Source organism: Vibrio sp. 10N.247.311.14, from assembly GCF_041467715.1.
GTDB classification, from domain to species: domain Bacteria; phylum Pseudomonadota; class Gammaproteobacteria; order Enterobacterales; family Vibrionaceae; genus Vibrio; species Vibrio crassostreae_C.
Map to the genome: position 1 here is coordinate 19706 of NZ_JBFSVE010000043.1, position 21365 is coordinate 41070.

18 protein-coding genes are annotated in these 21365 nt (G+C 44.8%); 13 read left to right on the forward strand and 5 right to left on the reverse strand.

The window, feature by feature from the left end; genetic code table 11:
- Positions 1–25 precede the first annotated feature (25 nt).
- The 5 genes from AB6F11_RS15495 (at position 26) to tatC (ending at position 3885) form a co-directional block, all read left to right on the forward strand.
- The gene (locus tag AB6F11_RS15495) at positions 26–631 is read left to right on the forward strand and encodes an SCP2 domain-containing protein (protein WP_102394318.1); all 606 of its coding nucleotides are present in this window, start codon (positions 26–28) and stop codon (positions 629–631) included.
- Entirely contained in the window at positions 628–2262 is a 1635-nt protein-coding gene (ubiB, locus tag AB6F11_RS15500; protein WP_052880270.1) for a ubiquinone biosynthesis regulatory protein kinase UbiB, read from the forward strand. Before AB6F11_RS15495 ends, ubiB begins: the two co-directional genes overlap by 4 nt.
- Before the next feature lie 53 nt (positions 2263–2315).
- Positions 2316–2570: a Sec-independent protein translocase subunit TatA gene (gene tatA / locus AB6F11_RS15505; protein ID WP_017060154.1), complete on the forward strand. Its 255-nt coding sequence runs from the start codon at positions 2316–2318 to the stop codon at positions 2568–2570.
- Positions 2571–2573: 3 nt separating this feature from the next.
- Entirely contained in the window at positions 2574–2981 is a 408-nt protein-coding gene (gene tatB / locus AB6F11_RS15510) for a Sec-independent protein translocase protein TatB (protein ID WP_048612432.1), read from the forward strand.
- 148 nt (positions 2982–3129) lie between these two features.
- A complete protein-coding gene (gene tatC, locus AB6F11_RS15515) occupies positions 3130–3885 on the forward strand; it encodes a twin-arginine translocase subunit TatC (protein WP_017060156.1) in 756 nt (251 codons plus the stop codon).
- A 530-nt stretch (positions 3886–4415) separates the two neighbouring features.
- Here the strand turns inward: tatC and AB6F11_RS15520 are convergent.
- Positions 4416–5177: a TatD family hydrolase gene (locus AB6F11_RS15520; protein WP_104216339.1), complete on the reverse strand. Its 762-nt coding sequence runs from the start codon at positions 5175–5177 to the stop codon at positions 4416–4418.
- Between the two features lie 208 nt (positions 5178–5385).
- Here AB6F11_RS15520 and hemB point away from each other — a divergent pair, with 208 nt between their 5' ends.
- The 3 genes from hemB to polA all read left to right on the forward strand — a co-directional run bounded on the left by hemB (position 5386) and on the right by polA (position 10419).
- Positions 5386–6429, forward strand: coding sequence for a porphobilinogen synthase (gene hemB, locus AB6F11_RS15525; RefSeq protein ID WP_104216338.1), 1044 nt, complete (start codon positions 5386–5388; stop codon positions 6427–6429).
- A gap of 76 nt (positions 6430–6505) precedes the next feature.
- Positions 6506–6940, forward strand: coding sequence for a GNAT family N-acetyltransferase (locus AB6F11_RS15530; protein ID WP_017063054.1), 435 nt, complete (start codon positions 6506–6508; stop codon positions 6938–6940).
- Positions 6941–7620: 680 nt separating this feature from the next.
- Entirely contained in the window at positions 7621–10419 is a 2799-nt protein-coding gene (gene polA / locus AB6F11_RS15535; RefSeq protein ID WP_102394316.1) for a DNA polymerase I, read from the forward strand.
- A 507-nt stretch (positions 10420–10926) separates the two neighbouring features.
- On the opposite strand, the gene AB6F11_RS15540 is transcribed toward polA, so the two are convergent.
- Positions 10927–11526: a GTP-binding protein gene (locus AB6F11_RS15540; RefSeq protein WP_102394315.1), complete on the reverse strand. Its 600-nt coding sequence runs from the start codon at positions 11524–11526 to the stop codon at positions 10927–10929.
- A 218-nt stretch (positions 11527–11744) separates the two neighbouring features.
- Positions 11745–12404 (reverse strand): ribosome biogenesis GTP-binding protein YihA/YsxC, encoded by a 660-nt coding sequence (yihA, locus tag AB6F11_RS15545; RefSeq protein WP_017060162.1) that lies wholly within the window; start codon positions 12402–12404, stop codon positions 11745–11747.
- A 148-nt stretch (positions 12405–12552) separates the two neighbouring features.
- On the opposite strand from yihA, the gene AB6F11_RS15550 reads away from it, so the two are divergent.
- From AB6F11_RS15550 to hemN, 5 genes are all read left to right on the forward strand, one after another.
- Positions 12553–13170, forward strand: a complete 618-nt coding sequence (locus AB6F11_RS15550) for a cytochrome c (RefSeq protein WP_012602993.1) — start codon at positions 12553–12555, stop codon at positions 13168–13170.
- Between the two features lie 557 nt (positions 13171–13727).
- Entirely contained in the window at positions 13728–14366 is a 639-nt protein-coding gene (locus tag AB6F11_RS15555; protein ID WP_010433503.1) for a class I SAM-dependent methyltransferase, read from the forward strand.
- Positions 14366–14923 carry a Der GTPase-activating protein YihI gene (gene yihI, locus AB6F11_RS15560; protein WP_017060163.1) on the forward strand — a complete coding sequence of 186 codons (558 nt, stop codon included), beginning with the start codon at positions 14366–14368 and terminating at the stop codon, positions 14921–14923. The genes AB6F11_RS15555 and yihI overlap by 1 nt, the downstream gene beginning before the upstream one ends.
- Positions 14924–14929: 6 nt before the next feature.
- Positions 14930–15418, forward strand: coding sequence for a DUF2489 domain-containing protein (locus tag AB6F11_RS15565; RefSeq protein WP_104216337.1), 489 nt, complete (start codon positions 14930–14932; stop codon positions 15416–15418).
- 346 nt (positions 15419–15764) lie between these two features.
- Positions 15765–17156, forward strand: a complete 1392-nt coding sequence (hemN, locus tag AB6F11_RS15570; RefSeq protein WP_102332593.1) for an oxygen-independent coproporphyrinogen III oxidase — start codon at positions 15765–15767, stop codon at positions 17154–17156.
- 83 nt (positions 17157–17239) lie between these two features.
- On the opposite strand, the gene AB6F11_RS15575 is transcribed toward hemN, so the two are convergent.
- Positions 17240–19822, reverse strand: a complete 2583-nt coding sequence (locus tag AB6F11_RS15575) for a GGDEF and EAL domain-containing protein (RefSeq protein WP_017059225.1) — start codon at positions 19820–19822, stop codon at positions 17240–17242.
- 108 nt (positions 19823–19930) lie between these two features.
- Positions 19931–21334, reverse strand: a complete 1404-nt coding sequence (glnG, locus tag AB6F11_RS15580; protein ID WP_017059224.1) for a nitrogen regulation protein NR(I) — start codon at positions 21332–21334, stop codon at positions 19931–19933.
- Positions 21335–21365: the final 31 nt, after the last annotated feature.

Sequence of the window (21365 nt, forward strand, 5' to 3'; positions counted from 1 at the left end):
TCCGTTTTCAAAGGTAAGGACAGTCATGCCATTTGATCCATTGGTCACCGCGGTTATTGAAACCTCTTTAAATACTTTCGTGAACGATGATCCAGCCTTGGTTCGTCGTTTGTCTCGTTTAAAGGGGCAGATCATTCAAGTTAATTTGAAAGAGTTGAATAAAACACTCACTTTCGTTTTCAGCCAACAAATTGATGTGTTGTCGGAATATGAAGGGCAGCCTGATTGCTACCTATCTTTGAACCTATCGGTATTACCGGAATTGCGTGAGCAATCGAACATCACCAAGCTGATCAAGCAAGATAAGCTGATCTTAGAGGGTGATATTCAACTGGCTCAGAAATTTGCTCAACTGATGACAGACTGCAAGCCTGATTTGGAAGAGTGGTTATCGCGTGTGACGGGTGATGTGGTTGCGCATACCTTGGTGCAAGGCGTTAAAAACGTCGGTGGCTTTGTAGCAAAACAGGCGACTAAGCATCAAAACCATGTTGCTCAAGTTCTGACTGAAGAGTGGAAGATCGCACCAGCACCGTTAGAAGTCGCGCATTTTTGCGACCAAGTTGATGACGTAAAAAGCTCGGTAGCTCGCCTTGAAGCTAAGTTGAACGCTCTGTTGGAGAAAATATGACCCCAACAGAACTGAAACGTCTTTATCATATTATCAAGGTACAGTTGGAATATGGCCTTGATGAGTTGATGCCGGAACACCAACTGACTAAAGCTCCTTTGTTGGCGCGAAAGTCACTGTTTTGGCTTAAGAACAAGCATCAAGATAAAGAGTTGGGTCATCGCTTGCGCCTTGCGCTGCAAGAACTTGGTCCAGTGTGGATCAAGTTTGGACAGATGATGTCGACACGTCGTGATCTGTTCCCTCCTCATATCGCCGATCAGTTGGCGTTGTTGCAAGACCAAGTTGCGCCGTTTGATGGTCAACTGGCGAAGCAAGATATGGAAAAGGCGTTGGGTGGCAGTTTAGACAACTGGTTTACCGACTTTGATATCGAGCCACTGGCTTCTGCTTCTATCGCTCAGGTGCATACCGCAAAGCTTAAAGAGAGCGGTCGTGAGATTGTTCTGAAGGTAATTCGACCTGATATTCGCCCGGTGATTGACGCAGATCTAAAACTGATGCACCGAATGGCGCGTATAGTCGCTAAGTCGCTTCCTGAAGCACGTCGTTTGAAACCGGTTGAAGTGGTTCACGAGTACGAGAAAACGTTACTTGATGAACTCGACCTGCGCCGTGAGGCGGCCAATGCCATTCAACTGCGACGTAATTTTGAAGGCAGTGAAGAGCTGTATGTTCCAGAGGTTATCCCTGATCTAAGCAGCGAAACCCTGATGGTGTCAGAGCGAATCTATGGTATTCAAGTCTCCGATATTGAGACGCTAGAAGCCAACGGCACCAACATGAAATTGCTCGCGGAACGCGGTGTGACGGTATTCTTCACCCAAGTATTCCGAGATAGCTTTTTCCATGCAGACATGCACCCGGGCAACGTATTTGTTAACCCAGAGAATCCAGATAACCCTCAGTGGATTGGTTTGGATTGTGGCATTGTTGGTACGCTCAATAGCGAAGATAAGCGCTATTTAGCAGAGAACTTGTTGGCTTTCTTCAATCGAGATTACCGTAAAGTTGCTGAGCTACACGTTGATTCGGGGTGGGTGCCACACGACACTAACGTCAATGATTTTGAGTTCGCGATCCGTATGGTGTGTGAGCCAATCTTTGCAAAACCACTTGGCGAGATCTCATTTGGCCATGTGTTGCTAAACTTATTTAATACAGCAAGACGTTTCAACATGGAGGTTCAACCTCAGTTGGTGCTTCTGCAAAAGACCTTGTTGTATGTCGAAGGCCTAGGCCGTCAGCTGTATCCGCAACTTGATTTGTGGGCAACGGCGAAGCCTTTCCTTGAAACCTGGATGATGAATCAGGTGGGGCCGCAAGCTGTGATCAACGCAGTAAAAGAGCGTGCGCCATTCTGGGCAGAAAAACTGCCAGAGCTGCCAGAGCTACTTTATGACAGCTTGCGCCAAGGTAAAGCGATGAACCACAGAATGGATCAGCTTTATCAAGGTTACCGAGATAGTAAGCGTCAGCAAGCAACTGGAAAGTTTTTGTTTGGCGTTGGAGCCACTTTAGTCGTATGCTCCGCAATATTAGTTTCAAGCCCTTATGAGCAGCTATCTATGGGCTGTGGCATCGCAGGTGTCACATTTTGGTTGCTTAGTTGGCGAGCTTACCGTCGTTAGACAGTAGACTCTCTTAATATTTTTATGTGTAGACAGACCCGAGGACAATGACAATGGGTGGTATCAGTATTTGGCAACTTCTAATCATTGCTGTAATTGTAATTTTGCTATTCGGAACAAAGAAACTGCGCGGTATGGGTGGTGACTTAGGTTCAGCGGTTAAAGGCTTCAAAAAAGCGATGAGCGATGAAGACAAGCCTGCAGATAAGAAAGATGCAGACTTCGAACCAAAGAATATTGAACAGCAGAAGACAGAAGCTCACGCTGAAACAACTGCTGAAACAAAGAAAGACAAAGAGCAGGCGTAAATCGTGTTTGATATCGGTTTTTGGGAACTGGTATTAATATCTGTCGTTGGGTTAGTGGTTTTAGGGCCTGAGCGTTTGCCCGTGGCGATTCGCAGTATTTCCAAGTTTGTTGGACAAGCGAAAAGCATGGCAAACAGTGTGAAAGATGAACTTTCTCATGAGCTTAAGGTGCAAGAGCTGCAAGAAAACCTACGCAAGGCGGAAAAAATGGGTATGGAAGATTTATCTCCAGACCTTAAAGCGTCAGTCGATGAACTCAAGCAGGCCGCTGCTGAGGTTCAACGTCCGTATGCTAAGCCTGAGTCTGATAAGCCAAGTGAGACTAAACCTAGTGTCACGGAAACTGTGGAATCTGAAACCATTCAGGTCAACAGCGAAGCTTCAGCACCGTCAGATAAGAAAGCCGAATAGTCTCGCAAGGAGGAGTCGCCGGATACTTGAGTCGCTAGATGTTTTAATAGATAGCTATTCAAGTAAATAACTATTCAAGTGGATACCAATCCAACTGGATAGATACACGCGCGACTCCTTTTCGATCTTCCTGTTTAAGAGGTTTGACATGTCTTCGACTGAGCAGACACAGCCTTTAATTAGCCACCTTCTAGAACTACGTAATCGCCTACTACGTGCGATTGTCGCGGTGCTAGTGATATTTGTCGGGCTAATTTATTTTGCTAATGATATTTATGAATTCGTATCAGCACCTTTGGTAGATCGTCTACCGGAAGGGGCGACGATGATCGCAACCGATGTTGCATCGCCATTTTTCACACCGCTGAAATTAACCTTGATCGCGTCTATATTCCTCGCGGTTCCGTTTATTTTGTATCAGGTGTGGGCTTTTGTTGCTCCGGGTTTATACAAGCATGAAAAACGCTTGATCATGCCGCTATTGGCTTCAAGTTCATTGCTGTTTTACTGTGGTGTGGCGTTCGCTTACTTCATTGTATTCCCGTTAGTATTTGGCTTTTTTACGGCCATATCATTAGGGGGAGTAGAGTTCGCAACCGACATCTCAAGCTATCTTGATTTTGTACTCGCGCTGTTCTTTGCTTTTGGTATTGCCTTTGAAGTGCCAGTTGCGATTATCTTGTTGTGTTGGACAGGTGCAACAACGCCTCAATCTCTATCTGAAAAGCGTCCTTACATTGTTGTGGGTGCTTTCATCATCGGTATGATGCTGACACCACCAGATATGATCTCGCAAACACTGTTGGCGATTCCAATGTGTATTCTGTTTGAGATTGGTCTGTTCTTCGCACGTTTTTATACGCGTAAGCCAGATGCGGATGAAGAGGAAGAAGCTGAATCTTGATTCGGAATGCTTCAGTAAAAATCACATAATAAAAAAGCGGCCTAGAGCCGCTTTTTTATTATGTCTGTTTATCGAATCTTTAACTGATAGCCACAGTTCTGACATATATAGAGCTCTTTGATGCCCAAAATTTTATGCCATAGGGTTCGATGTTGACGTTGTAAGTGTTGTGAATGGTCACACATAATCAACTACCTCCATATGCAGGCGGTTGATTATATATTGAATGAGATAGTAACTCAAACTAAACTGTAAATTCTAACTTTCCACTGAACAAACAAAAAAGCGACGCTAGCCGCTTTGATTTTGCGTATCTATCTTACTTTCAATTGGTATCCACATTGAGTGCAATTATACAGCTCTTTGATGCCAATTACTTTGTGCCATAGAGTTCGATGTTTACGCCTTAAGTGGGGGTGCTTACACATAAATTACCGTCGAGATATTCAGGCGGCTTATGTTGTACTAGTTTAATAGTTCATTCAACAAAATATACAAAACTTACATTTTTTGTTGAATTGTATAGGTTTTTACAAGTTGAATAAGCTGATTGCATTTTTTGTGGTGATTGCATTCACCTCTTCGATGCTTTTGCCGCGCAATTCAGCGATGCGTTTTGCTACTAATTCTGTGTAGGCTGGTTCATTGCGTTTACCGCGATTCGGTGTTGGTGCTAAGTATGGGCAATCTGTCTCTAGGATGACGTAATTCATATCAAGATGTGGAATCACCTTATCCATCCCCGAGTTCTTAAAGGTCGATACGCCGCCTAAACCTAAATGAAAGCCTAGCTCGTTGATCGCTTGAGCTTCCTCTAAGCTACTGCCAAAACAGTGGAATACCCCGCGTAAGCTGCCATCTTGTTCTTTACGAAGTAGGGCAAGTGTCTCTTCAATGGAATCACGAGTATGGATCACCACAGGTAGATCAAGCTCTTTTGCCCACTGCAGTTGAGTCACGAAGGCCATCTCTTGTTCGGCTTTAAAGGTTTTATCCCAGTACAAGTCGATACCAATCTCACCCACGGCGATAAAGTCATGCTTATCAAACCAAGCTCGAATGGTTTTGAGGGTTTGCTCGATATTCGCATCCACATAACAAGGGTGTAAGCCCATCATTGAACGGCACACATCAGGAAACTGCGCTTCCGTTGCTAACATTGGTTCGATAGATTCTAAATCGATGTTCGGCAATAGAATGGTATCAATCCCTTGAGCCAGTGCGCGCTGCACAACTTGTTCGCGGTCTTCATCGAATTCACTAGCGTAAATATGAGCATGGGTGTCGATCATTGTTTTGTCCTGAAAGCGGTCTTTACTGAGTTGTCATGAGTATACGGCAGTGTGAGGAGAAGGTCATTTTTTGCCATTTATCCCTATTTTTGATTGGGTTTCATATTTTACTGCTAGCGTCCTGAGCCATCAGTGATATGCTTTTGCCTGTATTTAGCACTTTTCATATCTAAGTATTTCGGTGCTTAGACTAGGCAAGGAGAATCTAGTGTCTGTTTCAATTCAAGGTCAATTCCCAGGTCGCCGTATGCGCCGTATGCGTAAGCACGACTTTAGCCGTCGCCTAATGGCAGAAAATCAATTGTCTGTGGATGATCTAATCTACCCAATGTTTATCCTGATGGGTAAAGACCGCCGCGAGCCTGTCGAGTCAATGCCAGGTGTTGAACGCTTGTCGATCGACTACATGCTTGAGGAAGCAGATTACCTGTCAAAGCTGGGTGTTCCTGCGATTGCTCTATTTCCAGTCGTGAACCAAGATGCTAAAAGTTTATGCGCAGCTGAAGCTCATAACTCAGAAGGTTTGGTGCAGCGCGCTGTACGTTTACTAAAAGAGCATGTGCCAAACATTGGCGTTATTACTGACGTAGCACTAGACCCGTTCACCACTCACGGCCAAGACGGCATCATCGATGAAGATGGTTACGTGATGAATGACGAGACGACTGAAGTCTTGATCAAGCAAGCATTATCACACGCTGAAGCGGGTGCTGACGTAGTTGCCCCATCGGATATGATGGATGGTCGCATTGGTAAGATCCGTGAAGCGTTAGAAGAAGCGGGCCATATTCATACTCAGATTATGGCGTACTCTGCAAAATATGCATCGTGCTACTACGGCCCATTCCGTGATGCAGTTGGCAGTGCTTCGAACCTGAAAGGTGGTAACAAGAAGAACTACCAGATGGATCCAGCCAACAGCGATGAAGCGATTTATGAAGTCGCGATGGATCTTAATGAAGGTGCGGACATGGTGATGGTGAAACCAGGCATGCCTTACCTTGATATTGTTCGTCGTGTTAAGCACGAACTGCAAGCGCCTACGTTTGCTTACCAAGTATCTGGTGAATACGCGATGCACAAAGCGGCGATTCAAAACGGCTGGCTGAAAGAGCGCGAAACCGTCATGGAATCACTGTTGTGCTTTAAGCGTGCTGGCGCTGATGGCATTCTTACTTACTTCGCTAAAGATGTCGCAGAGTGGCTTGCTGAAGATAACGCACAAGCTGCTGAGCATTTAAAAGAAAAGTAATCGTGTAGATCTCACTTAAGTGATCAGTAAAGGGTTGGCCATTGTGCCAGCCCTTTCGTTTATAAGGATGAATAAGATGTCAGTTGTCGTACGTGAAGGTTCTTTAGAAGAAGTGGTGTCTGTGGTCGAGCAGATCTCTGAGTTCGCTAAAAAAGAGAGTGTCGCTTCTCTGTCAGAGCGGCTGGCAGGGAAAAAGAGCCTTATCTTAGTGGCTGAAGAAGCTGGCGTGTTGCTTGGCTTTAAGATCGGCTATGAATTGGATCAAGATACTTTTTACAGCTGGTTTGGTGGCGTGTCACCGCTCGCGAGGAACAAAGGCGTTGCACAGGCGCAATTAGACGTTCAGGAACAGTGGGCGAAAGAGCAGGGCTACAGACAGTTAAAGGTTAAGTCTCGTAACCAGTTCCCTGCAATGTTGCGCCTGTTATTGAGAAACGGTTACCTAATCGAAAGATTTGAAGAAAAAGAAGACATTAATGACCATAGAATCCATTTTTTGAAGCAAATTTAAGCACTGCTGTTAACGGTTTATAAATCAAATGAGATTTATTATCATTTAATTGTTGACTATTAAATGAGAATCATTATTATTAACTTCGTCTTAGGGAATGAGGAAATGTTCACAAGGATGTTAAGTACTCAAGTATCTACTTGGTTACCCAACAGAATTCTCGCGAACTTGTACTAAGTTCTTTTTGACACGACATTGCTCACATTGCTTCCAGTGTAATTTATAGCTTTTAGGTAAAGCTGTGGTATTCAATTTGAATGGCTTTACCGGTTTTTGCTAGGCGACATCTTCGGGTGTCGCTTTTTTTTATACCTACCATTTCAACAAGATGCATATTTAGTGGCACGTATTTTTATGAATAAAACGCCATCAGCATTCTTTTCCACAACGTAAGATCGAGAAAAGATCGTTGATCATCTGTTCGATCTGTAAAATTATTCTTTATTTTCAGTTGTTTATTGGTGTTTTTTGAGTTGTTCACCGTAGTTCTCAACAGGGTGGATAAATAATATAAACAGAGTTATCCACAGAACGCTTGCGTCTAAGAACAAAAAATAACAACAAATCGATTATAACGAACACAACCGAGTGAACGGATACAGATCGACAACGTGGAATCCAACCAACAGACGTGGCATTCTTAACAGATAATTTCTGTACTTACTGGATACACAAACATTATGGCTCGTATTCCTGATAATCCATTGATTCTGATCGATGGCTCTTCTTACCTATATCGCGCGTTTCATGCTTACCCTGGCACCATGAGCAATGGTGATATCCCGACTAACGCGGTTTACGGTGTAGTTAACATGCTGCGCAGCATGATGCGTCAATTTGCTTCTGATCGTATTGCGGTAATTTTTGATGCGAAAGGAAAGACGTTCCGTGATGACATGTACCCAGAGTACAAGGCAAATCGTCCACCTATGCCTGATGATCTTCGTTGCCAGATTGAGCCTTTGCACAATGTGATTCGTGCAATGGGTTTGCCACTTATCTCTATTCCCGGAGTTGAAGCGGATGATGTGATTGGTACGCTAGCTTCTCAAGCATCTAAAGCGGGCATGCCGGTTTTGATCAGTACTGGCGATAAAGATATGGCGCAGCTGGTTGATGACAACGTTACTTTGATCAACACCATGACCAACGTGGTTATGGATCGCGAAGGCGTGATAGAGAAGTTTGGCATCCCACCTGAGCTGATTATCGACTACCTTGCACTGATGGGCGATAAAGTGGATAACATTCCTGGCGTTCCAGGTGTTGGTGACAAAACAGCAACTGCTCTACTACAAGGCATTGGTAGCATCGAAAAGCTGTATCAAAACCTGGATGATATTGCCGCTCTTGGCTTCCGTGGTTCAAAAACCATGGCTAAGAAGCTGATTGATAATAAAGACAACGCTGAGATGTCTTACCAGCTTGCAACGATCAAACTGGACGTCGAGTTAGAAGAGACACCTGAGTCGCTTGTAAAAGCACAACCAAATACGGATGAGCTGATTAAGCTATACGGTCAACTGGTCTTCAAATCTTGGTTGAACGAGCTACTTGAAGGCGGCAGCGGTGTGGTTGAGGCGGATGAGAAGTCGGGTGCAGTGCGCAGCAGCGAGGCATCAACCACTTCTACCGTAGAAATGAACACCTCTGCCGTGACCATTGATCGCAGCAACTACGAAACCATCCTCGATGAAGCGTCATTCAATGTTTGGCTAGAGAAACTGAAAGCGGCTGAAGTATTTGCTTTCGATACTGAAACCGACAGCCTAGATTACATGGTGGCGAACCTCGTTGGCCTGTCATTCGCGACTGAAGAAGGCGTTGCCGCGTACGTGCCGGTTGCCCATGATTACCTAGATGCACCTCAGCAGCTGGATCGCGATTGGGTACTTGAACAGCTTAAGCCGATTCTTGAAGATGATGCACAAGCGAAAGTAGGTCAGAACCTTAAGTTCGATATGAGTGTGCTAGCGCGCTACGGTATCGAGATGAAAGGCATCAAACACGACACCATGTTGGCGTCTTACGTTTTCAATAGCGTAGGTGGCAAGCATGATATGGACAGCCTAGCGCTGCGTTTCCTTCAGCACAGCTGCATCTCATTTGAGCAAATCGCAGGTAAAGGTAAGAAGCAGCTTACTTTCAACCAGATTGAGCTGGGTGAGGCGTCTCCATACGCGGCAGAAGATGCTGACGTGACTTTACGTCTTCATAACCGTTTGATGGAAAATATTGAGCAAGATGAAAAGCTAAAAGCCATCTATGAAGAAATCGAAGTACCCCTGATCCCTGTTATGTCTCGCATTGAGCGTACTGGTGTATTCATCGATGACATGCTGCTGGGCGCTCAATCGCAAGAGATTGCGGTTCGTCTGGATGAGTTAGAACAGAAAGCCTATGAGATTGCAGAGCAAGAGTTCAACATGAACTCGCCAAAACAGCTGCAAGCGATCTTGTTTGAGAAAATGGGTTTGCCAGTTATTAAGAAAACGCCATCAGGTGCACCTTCAACCAACGAAGAAGTGCTGCAAGAACTGGCTCTTGATTACCCGCTACCTAAGCTGATCATTGAGTATCGTGGTCTTGCGAAACTAAAGTCGACCTACACAGATAAACTGCCGAAGATGATCAACGCTGAAACGGGTCGTGTTCATACGTCTTATCACCAAGCGGTGACAGCAACGGGTCGTTTGTCTTCAACAGATCCAAACCTACAGAACATCCCAATTCGTAATGAAGAAGGTCGTCGTATCCGCCAAGCATTCGTTGCACAACATGGCTGGAAGATTCTAGCGGTCGATTACTCTCAAATTGAATTGCGTATCATGGCGCACCTGTCGGGTGATAAAGCGCTTCTGGAAGCATTCCAACAAGGCAAAGATATTCACGCGGCAACGGCTGCTGAGATCATTGGTGTTGATATTGAGCAGGTAACGACTGAGCAGCGTCGTCGTGCTAAAGCCGTTAACTTCGGTCTTATCTACGGTATGAGTGCTTTTGGTTTGGCTAAGCAACTGGGTATTCCTCGTGGGGAAGCACAGCACTACATGGACACTTACTTTGAACGTTACCCTGGCGTAATGCAGTACATGGAAGACACACGCAGCGCGGCTTCAGAGCAAGGCTTCGTTGAAACCATTTACGGCCGTCGTTTGCACCTTCCTGAAATTCAATCTCGTAATGGTATGCGTCGTAAAGCGGCTGAACGCGCAGCGATCAACGCGCCAATGCAAGGTACAGCGGCAGATATCATCAAGAAAGCGATGTTGTTAGTCGATGAGTGGATTCAAGCCGAAGGCGATGGTCGTGTGAAGCTATTGATGCAAGTACACGATGAATTGGTGTTTGAAGTGGAAGAGTCAGCTTTAGCCGAAATTGAAAGTAAAGTACAACAATTGATGGAATCCGCGGCAGAACTAGAAGTGCCGCTTGTGGCGGAAGCTGGCCACGGTGATAACTGGGATCAAGCCCACTAATCAGTTTTTGACCTTATTAAGCAAATTAGTATGAGCCAGTGCACAAACACTGGCTTTTTTTTGTCTCGAATAAAGATAAGCTGTGAAAAGAACTTAGATGTTTTAATAAAACATTCATGAAAAAAAACTACAAAAATTGTTTTCATTTCTGAGCAATTGTTGTACATTAAATCTTGTAGGGTACAGAGGTAAGATGTTCTATCTTTCAGACCTTTTGTTTCACGTTATTGGATTAGGCTGATTCAGCCGCCCCAGTCAGTATTTGACTGGGGCGTTTTTTCTTGTGCGAAAGAAAAATATTTCCAACCTACCATTCCCCCGTAAAACCTCTCATTTTTAGTGCCTTTTATTACACTTTCTCAAGCACAGTGATAAGCCCCTGATTTGCCTTAGATCTGGAATTCGATCAGCTTTTGGTAATTTAAATCCGTCTCTAAGTCGATTGTTTTATCACTTGAAATAACTTTTATTTTACAAGTTATCGATAAAGGATTGATGGCTCACGCCTTATTTATCAGTGTATTGAGTCGGTGAATGCTCAATGTAATCCATGATTTTCTGTTGCTTCTCGGTGCTGTATTTCAGTGCTTCGGCGGTGATCTGGATGGATTGTGCCATCGAAGAGATATTGTTGGTCGCTTTTACCAAGGTTTGCTGCATGGGTTTCAGGATAAGCAGATAGATAGCGGTCAAAGCGATAATAATGACGGCGATAACGGCCGCTAACGCAATGATGATCTTGGTCTGAACATCATCCAACAGTATTTGACTGGTTTGTTTAAAGGCGAGTCGAGATTGGTCTAAGGCTTGTGGTAGTTGATTGAGTGATGTCTTGGTGGAGCTCGCAAGCTTATTGATGCTTTCAACGGTTTGATTGAGGGCTTGTTGCTGGTCGTCGCTTAGGTTGGGGTTGTTGACTATCGCTTGCAAAGATTGCGATATCACCTCAAGAGACTCACTCGCGTCTTGGGCGTACTTTTCCATGCCATCGAGGTCTAAGGTCATATCGACATTGATCAGTGGGGCTTGTTCTTGTTCTGCTTCAGAGGCAAACCCTGTCAGTGAGACCAACATAAGTGCAATGATGGCCAATGGTATTTTCCACATGAGTATTCCTTTCTCATTGTTCTGATTATTTAGATGTGTCTTTTAGTATGGTTCACTTCTATTGGTTTTAGTGGCTAAATCCGATTTTTAACACTAAAAACTTAGGCTTAACTCACTCATTTTTGGGCAAAAAAATACCCCACCTATATAAGGAGGGGCATTGATAAGGCTAAATCACGTGTTGTAAGTGCTCTAACCTATAGCGATAAGTAGAGGAACTACTCTGAGTCGTTGTGCTCTTCGTCTGCTAACTCATCAATGATTTGATCAGCAAGCGCAGGCGCAAACCACTCATCCATCTTGGCACGCAGTTGGTCAACGCCGATGCCCTTCATTGAAGAGAAGACATCAACCGCAACATCACCACCGAAAGATTTTGCATCGTTACGGATTTTCAGTAGCTGTGCTTTACGCGCACCACTTTTCAGTTTGTCTGCTTTTGTTAACAAAACCTGTACTGGGATGCGGCTATCGATAGCCCAGTAGATCATTTGTTGGTCAAGGTCTTTCATTGGGTGACGGATATCCATCAATACCACTAAACCTTTCAGGCTTTCACGTCGTTGTAGGTATTCACCTAGCGACTTCTGCCATTTTTTCTTCATCTCAAGTGGTACTTGAGCAAAGCCATATCCAGGTAAATCGACGATATGACAACCGTCCGTTACCTTAAATAGGTTGATTAGCTGAGTTCGACCGGGTGTTTTACTGGTTTTCGCCAAGCTTTTTTGGTTTGTAACGCGATTTAGCGCGCTAGATTTACCAGCATTGGAGCGTCCTGCAAACGCAATTTCGATCCCTTCGTCTTCTGGTAAATGACGAATATCAGGTGCACTGGTAATGAAATGCGTGTTTTGATAATGAATTTTTACGCTCACTGTTAACTCCATCTCGACTTTGTGTAGTCGATTGATTACTTTTTTGTGAATTTGTGTAAAATAACCGTGCTCGGCATAAGGTCGCCTATTGTACCATGAGTGGCAACATAGAGTGGTACTGGAAGCTTGATAATTATAATGGAATGTCATGAAGAAATTAGCGCTAATTTTGAGTCTTTTAGCCAGCTGCTCAGTATGGGCTCAAGGTAGTATTGAAGCTGGTAAAGCCAAATCACAAACATGTGTTGCCTGCCACGGTGCTGACGGCAACAGCCTGATCACTCAGTACCCTAAGCTGGCTGGTCAACATGAGAAGTATCTAGAGAAGCAGTTAAAAGAGCTTAAGCTAGGTATGACAAGTGGTGGTAAGCAAGGTCGTTACGAACCTGTAATGGGTGCAATGGCGATGCCTTTATCTGAAGAAGATATGGCTGACCTAGCGGCATACTACGCCTCTCTACCTATCTCTAGTAACTCTACTCCTGAAAATGTAGTAGATGAAGGTAAGGTTCTTTACACAGCGGGTAACGCAGAACGCGGCGTAACGGCGTGTATTGCTTGTCATGGCCCTCGTGGTAATGGTACCGAACTTTCTGGTTTCCCTAAGATTTCAGGTCAGCACGCAGATTACATCAAGGCTCAACTTGAAAAATTCCGCGATGGTGACCGTAATAACGACATGAATGCGATGATGCGTGATGTAGCTAAAAAGTTAACAGACGCTGATATTGATACCTTATCGAAGTACGTTGGTGGTTTACACTAATTTGTCGGTTTCTTGCTCTTAGCCAGAGTAAAGGAATGTACGTTCGAGCGAGATTGAAGAGACGCCCCGATCAGTAATGGTCGGGGCGTTTTCTTTTGTATTGGTTTTATTAATGCGTTTTGTGTTTATGTCTGATTTATCAATGCGTGATCGATTTGTGTACAAAAGTGTGAAGTCGCACTCTTGTAGTCTTTTTGTAACACGGTAAAGTAACCGCCATCAGCTAGGAGCTGACTTAGATATGGATGATCATCTAGTCTAACGGTATAGACAGAAATGGATCAGGCTAGGACAGCCCAGTAACAAGGTGTTAGAAAAGGATAGCCAAAACTCATCAGGACGATGGACAACAAACAAATTTGGCATGGAAAGCACCAATAACAAATGGAGATTTGTGTACCAAGTTGAGTATGCAAATTTTGGCCGATATAGGCAGATTTAGAGAGCGATAGGTTTTCCTATCGCTTTTTTTATTGATTTGATGAAAAAACACCCAATACCTCTCCACTATAAACTCAGTTTCTGGTATGTTTCGCATCCCTGTTTAAGGATGTGCTATGTATACTTGTCCCTTATGCCATCACCAAGGCGTGAATCACTATTTTGAAGACAAACGCAGAGCCTATCTGCAGTGTCAGCAATGTGAACTGGTATTTGTTAAACCTGAACAAAGGTTAGAAGCAAAAGAAGAAAAAGCACACTATGATCTCCATGAGAACGATCCTAGTGATGCAGGCTATCGCCGCTTTTTATCTCGCATCGCGGATCCACTAACAGACAAAATTTCATCTAACTCACACGGGTTGGATTTTGGTTGTGGCCCAGGCCCTACGCTATCTATTATGTTAGAAGAAGCCGGACACACCATGGAGTTGTACGATATCTATTACCACCCAGAACCCTCTGTGTTGGAAAAAACGTATGACTTTATGACTGCCACGGAGGTGATAGAGCATCTTTATCACCCAGACAAAGTGTGGCAGCAATGGTTGAATTTAGTTAAACCCAAGGGCTGGATTGGTCTTATGACTAAACTAGTAATAGACGTAGACGCGTTTGCTGGTTGGCACTACAAGAATGACCCGACACATGTCGTCTTCTTTAGTCGTCAAACATTCCAGTTTTTGGCAGAGCGGGATAAGCTCGAACTAGAATTTTTTGGAAATGATGTAATTTTACTGAGGAAAGTGCAGTAATGGGTCGTAGTAAGAAATCAAGAAAGCCGGGAGCACTTGGCGCTCCGGAGCCTATGGTTACTCGTAACCGTAGTGAATCTGATGTTGAAGGTCGTGAACGTAAGCGTGTTAAAAAGCGTAAAGGCCTTAAGTCTGGCAGCCGTCACTCAGATGGTAGCGAAGCAAAACAGCGTAAAGCTGCACAAGCTCGTGATCCACGTTTAGGCAGCAAGAAAAAAATTCCGCTGATCGTTGAACCAGCGAAGAAGCCGACTAAACAAGAGCGCAAGCTATCTAACGAACAAGAGTTAGAGATGCTTGAGAATGACGCTCAACTGAACACACTCCTAGATCGTATCGAAAATGGTGAAAACCTAGGTGCTGGTCTACAGAAGTTTGTTGATGAGAAACTTGATCGTATCGAACACCTAATGGGCCGCTTAGGTCTACTAGAGCCAGAAGACGATGAAGAAGAGATCTTCGAAGAAGCACCGGTTGCCTCTAAGAAGAAAGCGAGCTCTGACGAAGACTTGCTATCTCAATTCGAAGATTTCGATTTAGACAGCTTTAAAGGTTAATAGCCAGTGAACGTAACCTTATTAGCAATTGCTGGTGGAATTATCATTCTCGGCTTGGGCTCTTACGCAGGTTACCTTCTACTTCAAGTGAAGAAGCAGACGGAGTTGCAAAAGCAGCATCAAGCACTAGCCATTGAAAAACGCAACGCGACGATTTACGAAAACGTAAATACTTTGTGCTTAGCGGGCATTCAAGGGCAATGTGACTTACCTGAGATCAGTATCCGAGTGTGTATCATTATGGATAATGTTCAGGGTGATGAGCGTGTCGATTTTGATTCTGAGTATCCTGCTCTTTCTGAGCTGTACCATATCGTAAAAGATATGGCTCGCGGAGAGGCAAGACAGGAACTGACGAAGAAAGAGCGCATGCAGCAGAATCTCACGCGCCATAAGGCAGAGACTCGCTTGAATGATGCGGTCATTGAAGATTTGAAAAGGTTGCATGAGAAGGTTAAGCCTCTCAACAACCAAATCAACATTCAGATGATCTAGTCACTAAGACTTTTAAATATAGAGGCTTGTTTAACATTCCGTTTTTAGACGCGCTGCTTTTAATACCTATGCATTTAAGACTTTTCATCTTAAATGCATCTTGTTTTTAAGTCGCCTTATCTTTTAATAGACAATGTTAAATGAGCCTTCTTACCTTTTGCGTCTCGTTAATCCCGACGCTTTGTTAGTGATCAAGCTAGCAGTTCTGAGTTTTTGTCTGAAAAATTGATTTTGTCTTGGAACGACCTTACTGGTCGTGTGGCAAAATAACCCGTCTATATTTTAATGTATGTAAAATGATTTGAGAGACCTTAGGTTCTCGCGGATCTAAATTGGAATTACCGCTATGTCGAGCAAGCCAGTAACAACGAATCAGCAAATCGTTTGGGATCAAGAGATCTTAAACAAGTACAACTATTCGGGACCTCGTTACACTTCATATCCAACAGCGTTGGAGTTTCATGAAGCGTTTACCGTCGCTGATTACGACATGGCGTGTACTCAATATCCTGAGCGTCCACTCTCTCTTTACGTGCATATCCCGTTCTGTCATAAGCTTTGTTACTACTGTGGTTGTAATAAAGTCATTACTCGTCACTCGCATAAAGCGGATGAGTACTTAGATGTGATTGAACATGAAATCCGCCAGCGCGCCTCTTTGTTGAATGGCCGTGAAGTGACGCAATTGCACTTCGGTGGTGGTACGCCAACGTTCTTGACCAAAACACAAATTACTCGCTTGATGATGATTCTGCGTGAGGAATTTAATTTCACTGCTGACGCTGAAATCAGTATTGAAGTTGACCCGCGTGAGATTGAGCTAGACGTACTTGACCACCTGCGTAACGAAGGCTTCAACCGCCTGAGCATTGGTGTGCAAGACTTCAATAAAGAAGTGCAGAAACTGGTTAACCGTGAGCAAGATGAAGAGTTCATCATTGCGATGGTTAAACGTGCGAAAGAGCTAGGCTTCCGTTCAACCAACCTTGATTTGATCTACGGCCTACCAAAGCAGACTCAAGCTTTGTTCGCTGAAACATTGAAGCAAGTGTTAGAAATGAAGCCGGGCCGTTTATCGGTATTTAACTACGCACACATGCCTCAGCTGTTTGCGGCGCAGCGTAAGATTAAAGACGAAGATCTACCTGAAGCGAAAGAGAAAATGGCTATCTTGCAAGATACCATCGAGACGCTAACGGGAGCGGGTTACCAGTTCATTGGTATGGATCACTTCGCACTACCTGAAGATGAGCTAGCCGTAGCACAGCGTGAAGGTATTCTGCATCGTAACTTCCAAGGCTACACCACCCAAGGTGAAGCTGACTTAATTGGTTTCGGTGTTTCTGCGATTTCTATGGTTGGTGATGCTTACGCACAAAATCAGAAAGAGCTGAAGAAGTACTACGCTCAGGTGAATGACCTGCGTCATGCACTTTGGAAAGGTGTTGCTCTAGACAGTGACGACCTTCTACGTCGTGAAGTGATCAAGCAGCTGATTTGTAACTTCAAGCTTGATAAAACAATGATCGAATCTGAGTTCTCGGTTAACTTTAATCGCTACTTCAAAGAAGATTTAGAGCTTCTACAAACCTTCATCAACGATGATTTGGTTGAAGTCGATGACAAAGAAATCCGCGTTACTCTGCGTGGCCGCTTGCTGATCCGTAACATCTGTATGTGTTTTGATAAATACTTACGTGCAAAGGCTCGCCAGCAGCAATTCTCTCGCGTTATCTAATCGCTCGATAGAGAATAGAACAATAAAAAATGCCAGCATCATGCTGGCATTTTTGTATCTGACTCATTCGATTTCTGCCTGGTTTAGGTGAGACTCTCAGTGGTATTTTGTTTGACCTTGGCACTTTGCTTGGAGTTGATGAGGTCGGTAGGCCATTGGTCAAACGGAACTGGGCGACTGTATAAGAAGCCTTGAGCAAGCGGGCACTGCAGCTGCTTGAGAAGTTCAGCCTGTTGCTGTGTTTCAACGCCCTCTGCCACCAAGCTTACTTTGAAGCCCTTAGTGATGTTAACGATGGCCGCGACGATGGAGCTATCTAGGTTCTCTTTATCAAGTTTGCTGACAAAGCTGCGATCGATCTTTAAGCAATCAAATGGCAGTTTGTGTAAATAAGCCAGTGACGAATAGCCGGTACCAAAGTCATCAATCGCAATTGATATCCCTAGTGCTTTTAGAGTCAGCATGTTATCGATGATGGTCGGGTCGTTGTCGACGATGCGTGATTCGGTGATCTCTAGTGTCAGGTTGCTTGCTGGCAGATTTGTGTCTCGCAACGTGCCTTTTACTTGTTCCACAAAGCCACTTTCGCTTAGCTGAACGACCGACAGGTTGACGTGAATCGAGAAGTCCTTGCTCCATTTTCCTGACTCAATCGCGATGGCTGTATCTCGACACGACTTATGCAGAATTTGTTTTCCGATATCGTCAATGAGCCCGCTCTCTTCCGCGAGAGGAATGAACTCGAGTGGCGAGATCACCCCTTCATCCGTTATCCAGCGAGCTAAAGCTTCTGCTCCTATGGTCGAGCCAGATTCCAGATCAATAATAGGCTGATAAAACGGTTCGAACTGTTGAAGCTCAATCGCTCGGTTCATCCGCGCTAACATCTTGGTGCGATGTCTCGATGCTTTGCCCATTTCAAGGCTATAAATACAGACACTGGTTTTGTCTTGTTTCGCATTGCTCAATGCAATGCTGCTGCTGCGTAGCAGGAGTGTAATGTCGTGAAGATTCGAGACATTCACTATCCCCATCGATACCTTAATCACCACGCTTTCCGATTCCATTGAAAATGGGGAAGCGAAGGTTTGAAGTAAGCGGTTAGTCAGTAGCTGAACATCATCGCTTTGCGTTACGTTTGGCGCGTAGATGGCAAACTCATCACCACCAGTGCGAGCTAGTAGGTATTCGGATGGCAGTGTGCCTCTTAAACGAGCGGCCGCAATGATAAGTAGCTGGTCGCCATTGTAATGACCTAGGCTGTCATTGATGTCTCGGAAGCGATCAATACCAATCAAATACAGTGTGCCTTTTTCGTTGTCGGGGTGTTTCTTGGCAGCGTCAATAAAGCCTTCACGGCTGTATAGCTTGGTTAATGAGTCATAGGTAAGTTGAGACTGTAATGCATGAAACGAAGCCTTTAAGTTGTTGGTCATTTCATTGAATGACTCGACCAACATGCTGGTTTCATATATATGCCCTGTTTTTGGCATGCTCGCGTCCCAATCGCCCTTAGCAAGGCGTTTTGCCGCATCCGCTGTCGAGGTGATGGGTTGGGTTGCGCGATTAAAGGCAATTAATCCTGCAATGACCCCAATGCAGCTCAGTGCTAGCCCAAGCAACCAACTGTTTCTTTGATTTTCTGGCAATTCACCGAGCAGATTGCTTTCAGGGATCGACACCCCAATAAACCACGTGAGCCCGTGCTCATCTTCGTATGGGGTGATTTGGTTGAAGTAGCGTTCGTTGTCTAGGCTAAAACTAAAGCGCTGCTCACCCAAATTCTCGATTAGGTGGAATTGCTCTACGTAGCTAGCACTCTCACGTATGACTGGATTAGCACTTTCTGTTGCTAGTTTGCGTTGCCCTTTGTTGGTTTGTCCTGTGCCCCATGAAACGACACTGCCTCCGCCTGAGTGCGCGACCAAGCGTTGCTGCTTATCGATGATGTAAACAGAGGCATCCGTTCTATCTTTGAGCTTTCTGAGAAACGCATTGAAGGTATTGATTTTGATGTCGCTGACTACGACGGCTTTGAATTCATTATCATCATAGATAGGCGCTAGAGCAGATAAGGTGATTTCTTGACGTTCGTCAGCATTGGCATAAATTGGTGACCATAACGGTTTTTTCTGTGTCGCAATGGGTGTGTACCAAGGACGGATTCTAGGATCGTAACCTGAAATCACCGATCGAATGTCTTCACTAATTTTGCTGCCACGGTAAATGACCAGCTGATCATTGGTGCGTTCGTCTTGCACCATCAAGGTGTAGCCTTTGTTGGCTTCTTTGCGGAAACCGACGTAGTTACCATCTTCAGAACCAAAGCCGATCGCATCGAGTTGAGGTACAGCAGTGTAATGGTCTGAAAACGTATAAAAAATATAGTCTTGGACCTTACTAAGATTGCCTGCTTGATAAAGATGGTGGTAGCCGATGTTATGGCTGAGCGAGAGGTTGGCGTGAAATGGCTTTTCTAAAAAATTAGACAGGCTTTGATGAACATTGTCAGTCAGTGATGTCAGCTGGCGTGCACTAACATCACTCACCATCTCTTTGTAGCTTAGCTTTTGAGTGAAAACCATTACACCCATAGTGAACAGAAAAATCATCACGAATGGCAGAACCACTGCGGTTCTCAAAGTAATTTGTGTTTTCAAAGACATCTTTAGCTACAACTTTGGTGAATAGTGTACTGTAATTGTACCGACACTATTCAAACCAAGCGACACTTTTTTGGTTAAAAAGTAGCTGCATCGAGAATCATATAAGGTCTAGTACAGTTCTTTGAGTTTACGAGTTAGGGTGTTTCTTCCCCATCCCAAAACCTTAGCTGCATCCTGTTTATGACCATTAGTGTGGTGGAGTGCAGCTTCTAGCAGTATACGTTCAAATTCTGGCAGAGCATAAGTTAGCAGCTCTTTTTCTCCTGAATCAAGCGCACACTTTGCCCAATTAGCGAGCAGTTGTTGCCAGTTATCTCCAGTTCCTGAGGTGGTCACCACTTTTTCTTCTAGCAGCTCTGGTGGCAGGTCTGAAGGAAGAATTTCGCTGCCGCTAGCCATCACCGTTAACCAACGACAAATATTCTCAAGCTGACGTACGTTACCAGGCCAATTGAGCTGGTTGAGCTTCAAAATGGTCTCAGGATGCAGTGTCTTCACTTCAACACCGAGCTCTTCGGCGGCGGATGCTAGGAAGTGATGAGTCAGCTTTTCAATGTCTTGTTTACGTTCGCGAAGTGCCGGGATATGGATTCGGATAACGTTGAGTCGGTGGAAAAGGTCTTCACGGAAGTCGCCTTCATGCACTAAGCGCTCAAGATCTTGGTGGGTTGCGGCAACGATACGAACGTCTACCTTAACTGCAGAGTGACCGCCGACACGATAGAACTGACCATCAGAAAGTACACGCAACAAGCGAGTTTGGATATCGAGTGGCATGTCACCGATCTCATCCAGAAATAGGGTGCCGCCGTTGGCTTGTTCAAAGCGTCCTTGGCGAACGCTGTTAGCACCGGTAAAGGCACCTTTTTCGTGGCCAAACAGTTCAGACTCGATCAGATCTTTGGGGATTGCTGCCATGTTCAAGGCAATGAAGGGCTTCTTAGCTCTTGGGCTGTGACGATGCAGAGCGTGAGCGACCAATTCTTTACCGGTACCCGATTCACCATTGATCAGCACGGATATGGATGAGCGAGACAAACGGCCAATCGCTCGGAAAACCTCCTGCATTGCCGGTGCTTCACCGATGATTTCTGGCGCGTTGGTGTCTTCAGCGACCTCACTGGCTTGTTCGCGTTTCTGCTCTTGGCTGTGCGCGATCGCTCGTTCGACTAGAGTCAGTGTTTCATCAATATCGAACGGCTTTGGAAGATATTCAAAGGCGCCTTTTTGATAAGCATTCACCGCCGCATCAAGGTCTGAGTGCGCGGTCATAATGATCACGGGCAGGTCGGGAGAGCGTTGATGAACCTGATGCAACAGCTCAATCCCGTCAATGCCGGGCATGCGAATGTCAGACACCAATACGTCCGGTGTCTCGCGCTCAAGCGCAAGCAACACGCTCTCAGCATCAGCAAATGTTTCACACTTAATATCCGCAGATGAAAGTGTTTTCTCTACTACCCAGCGGATAGAGCTGTCGTCATCGACGACCCAAACGTATCCCTTACTCATAATTCAATTCCTTTGCAGCCAAATCTATTGT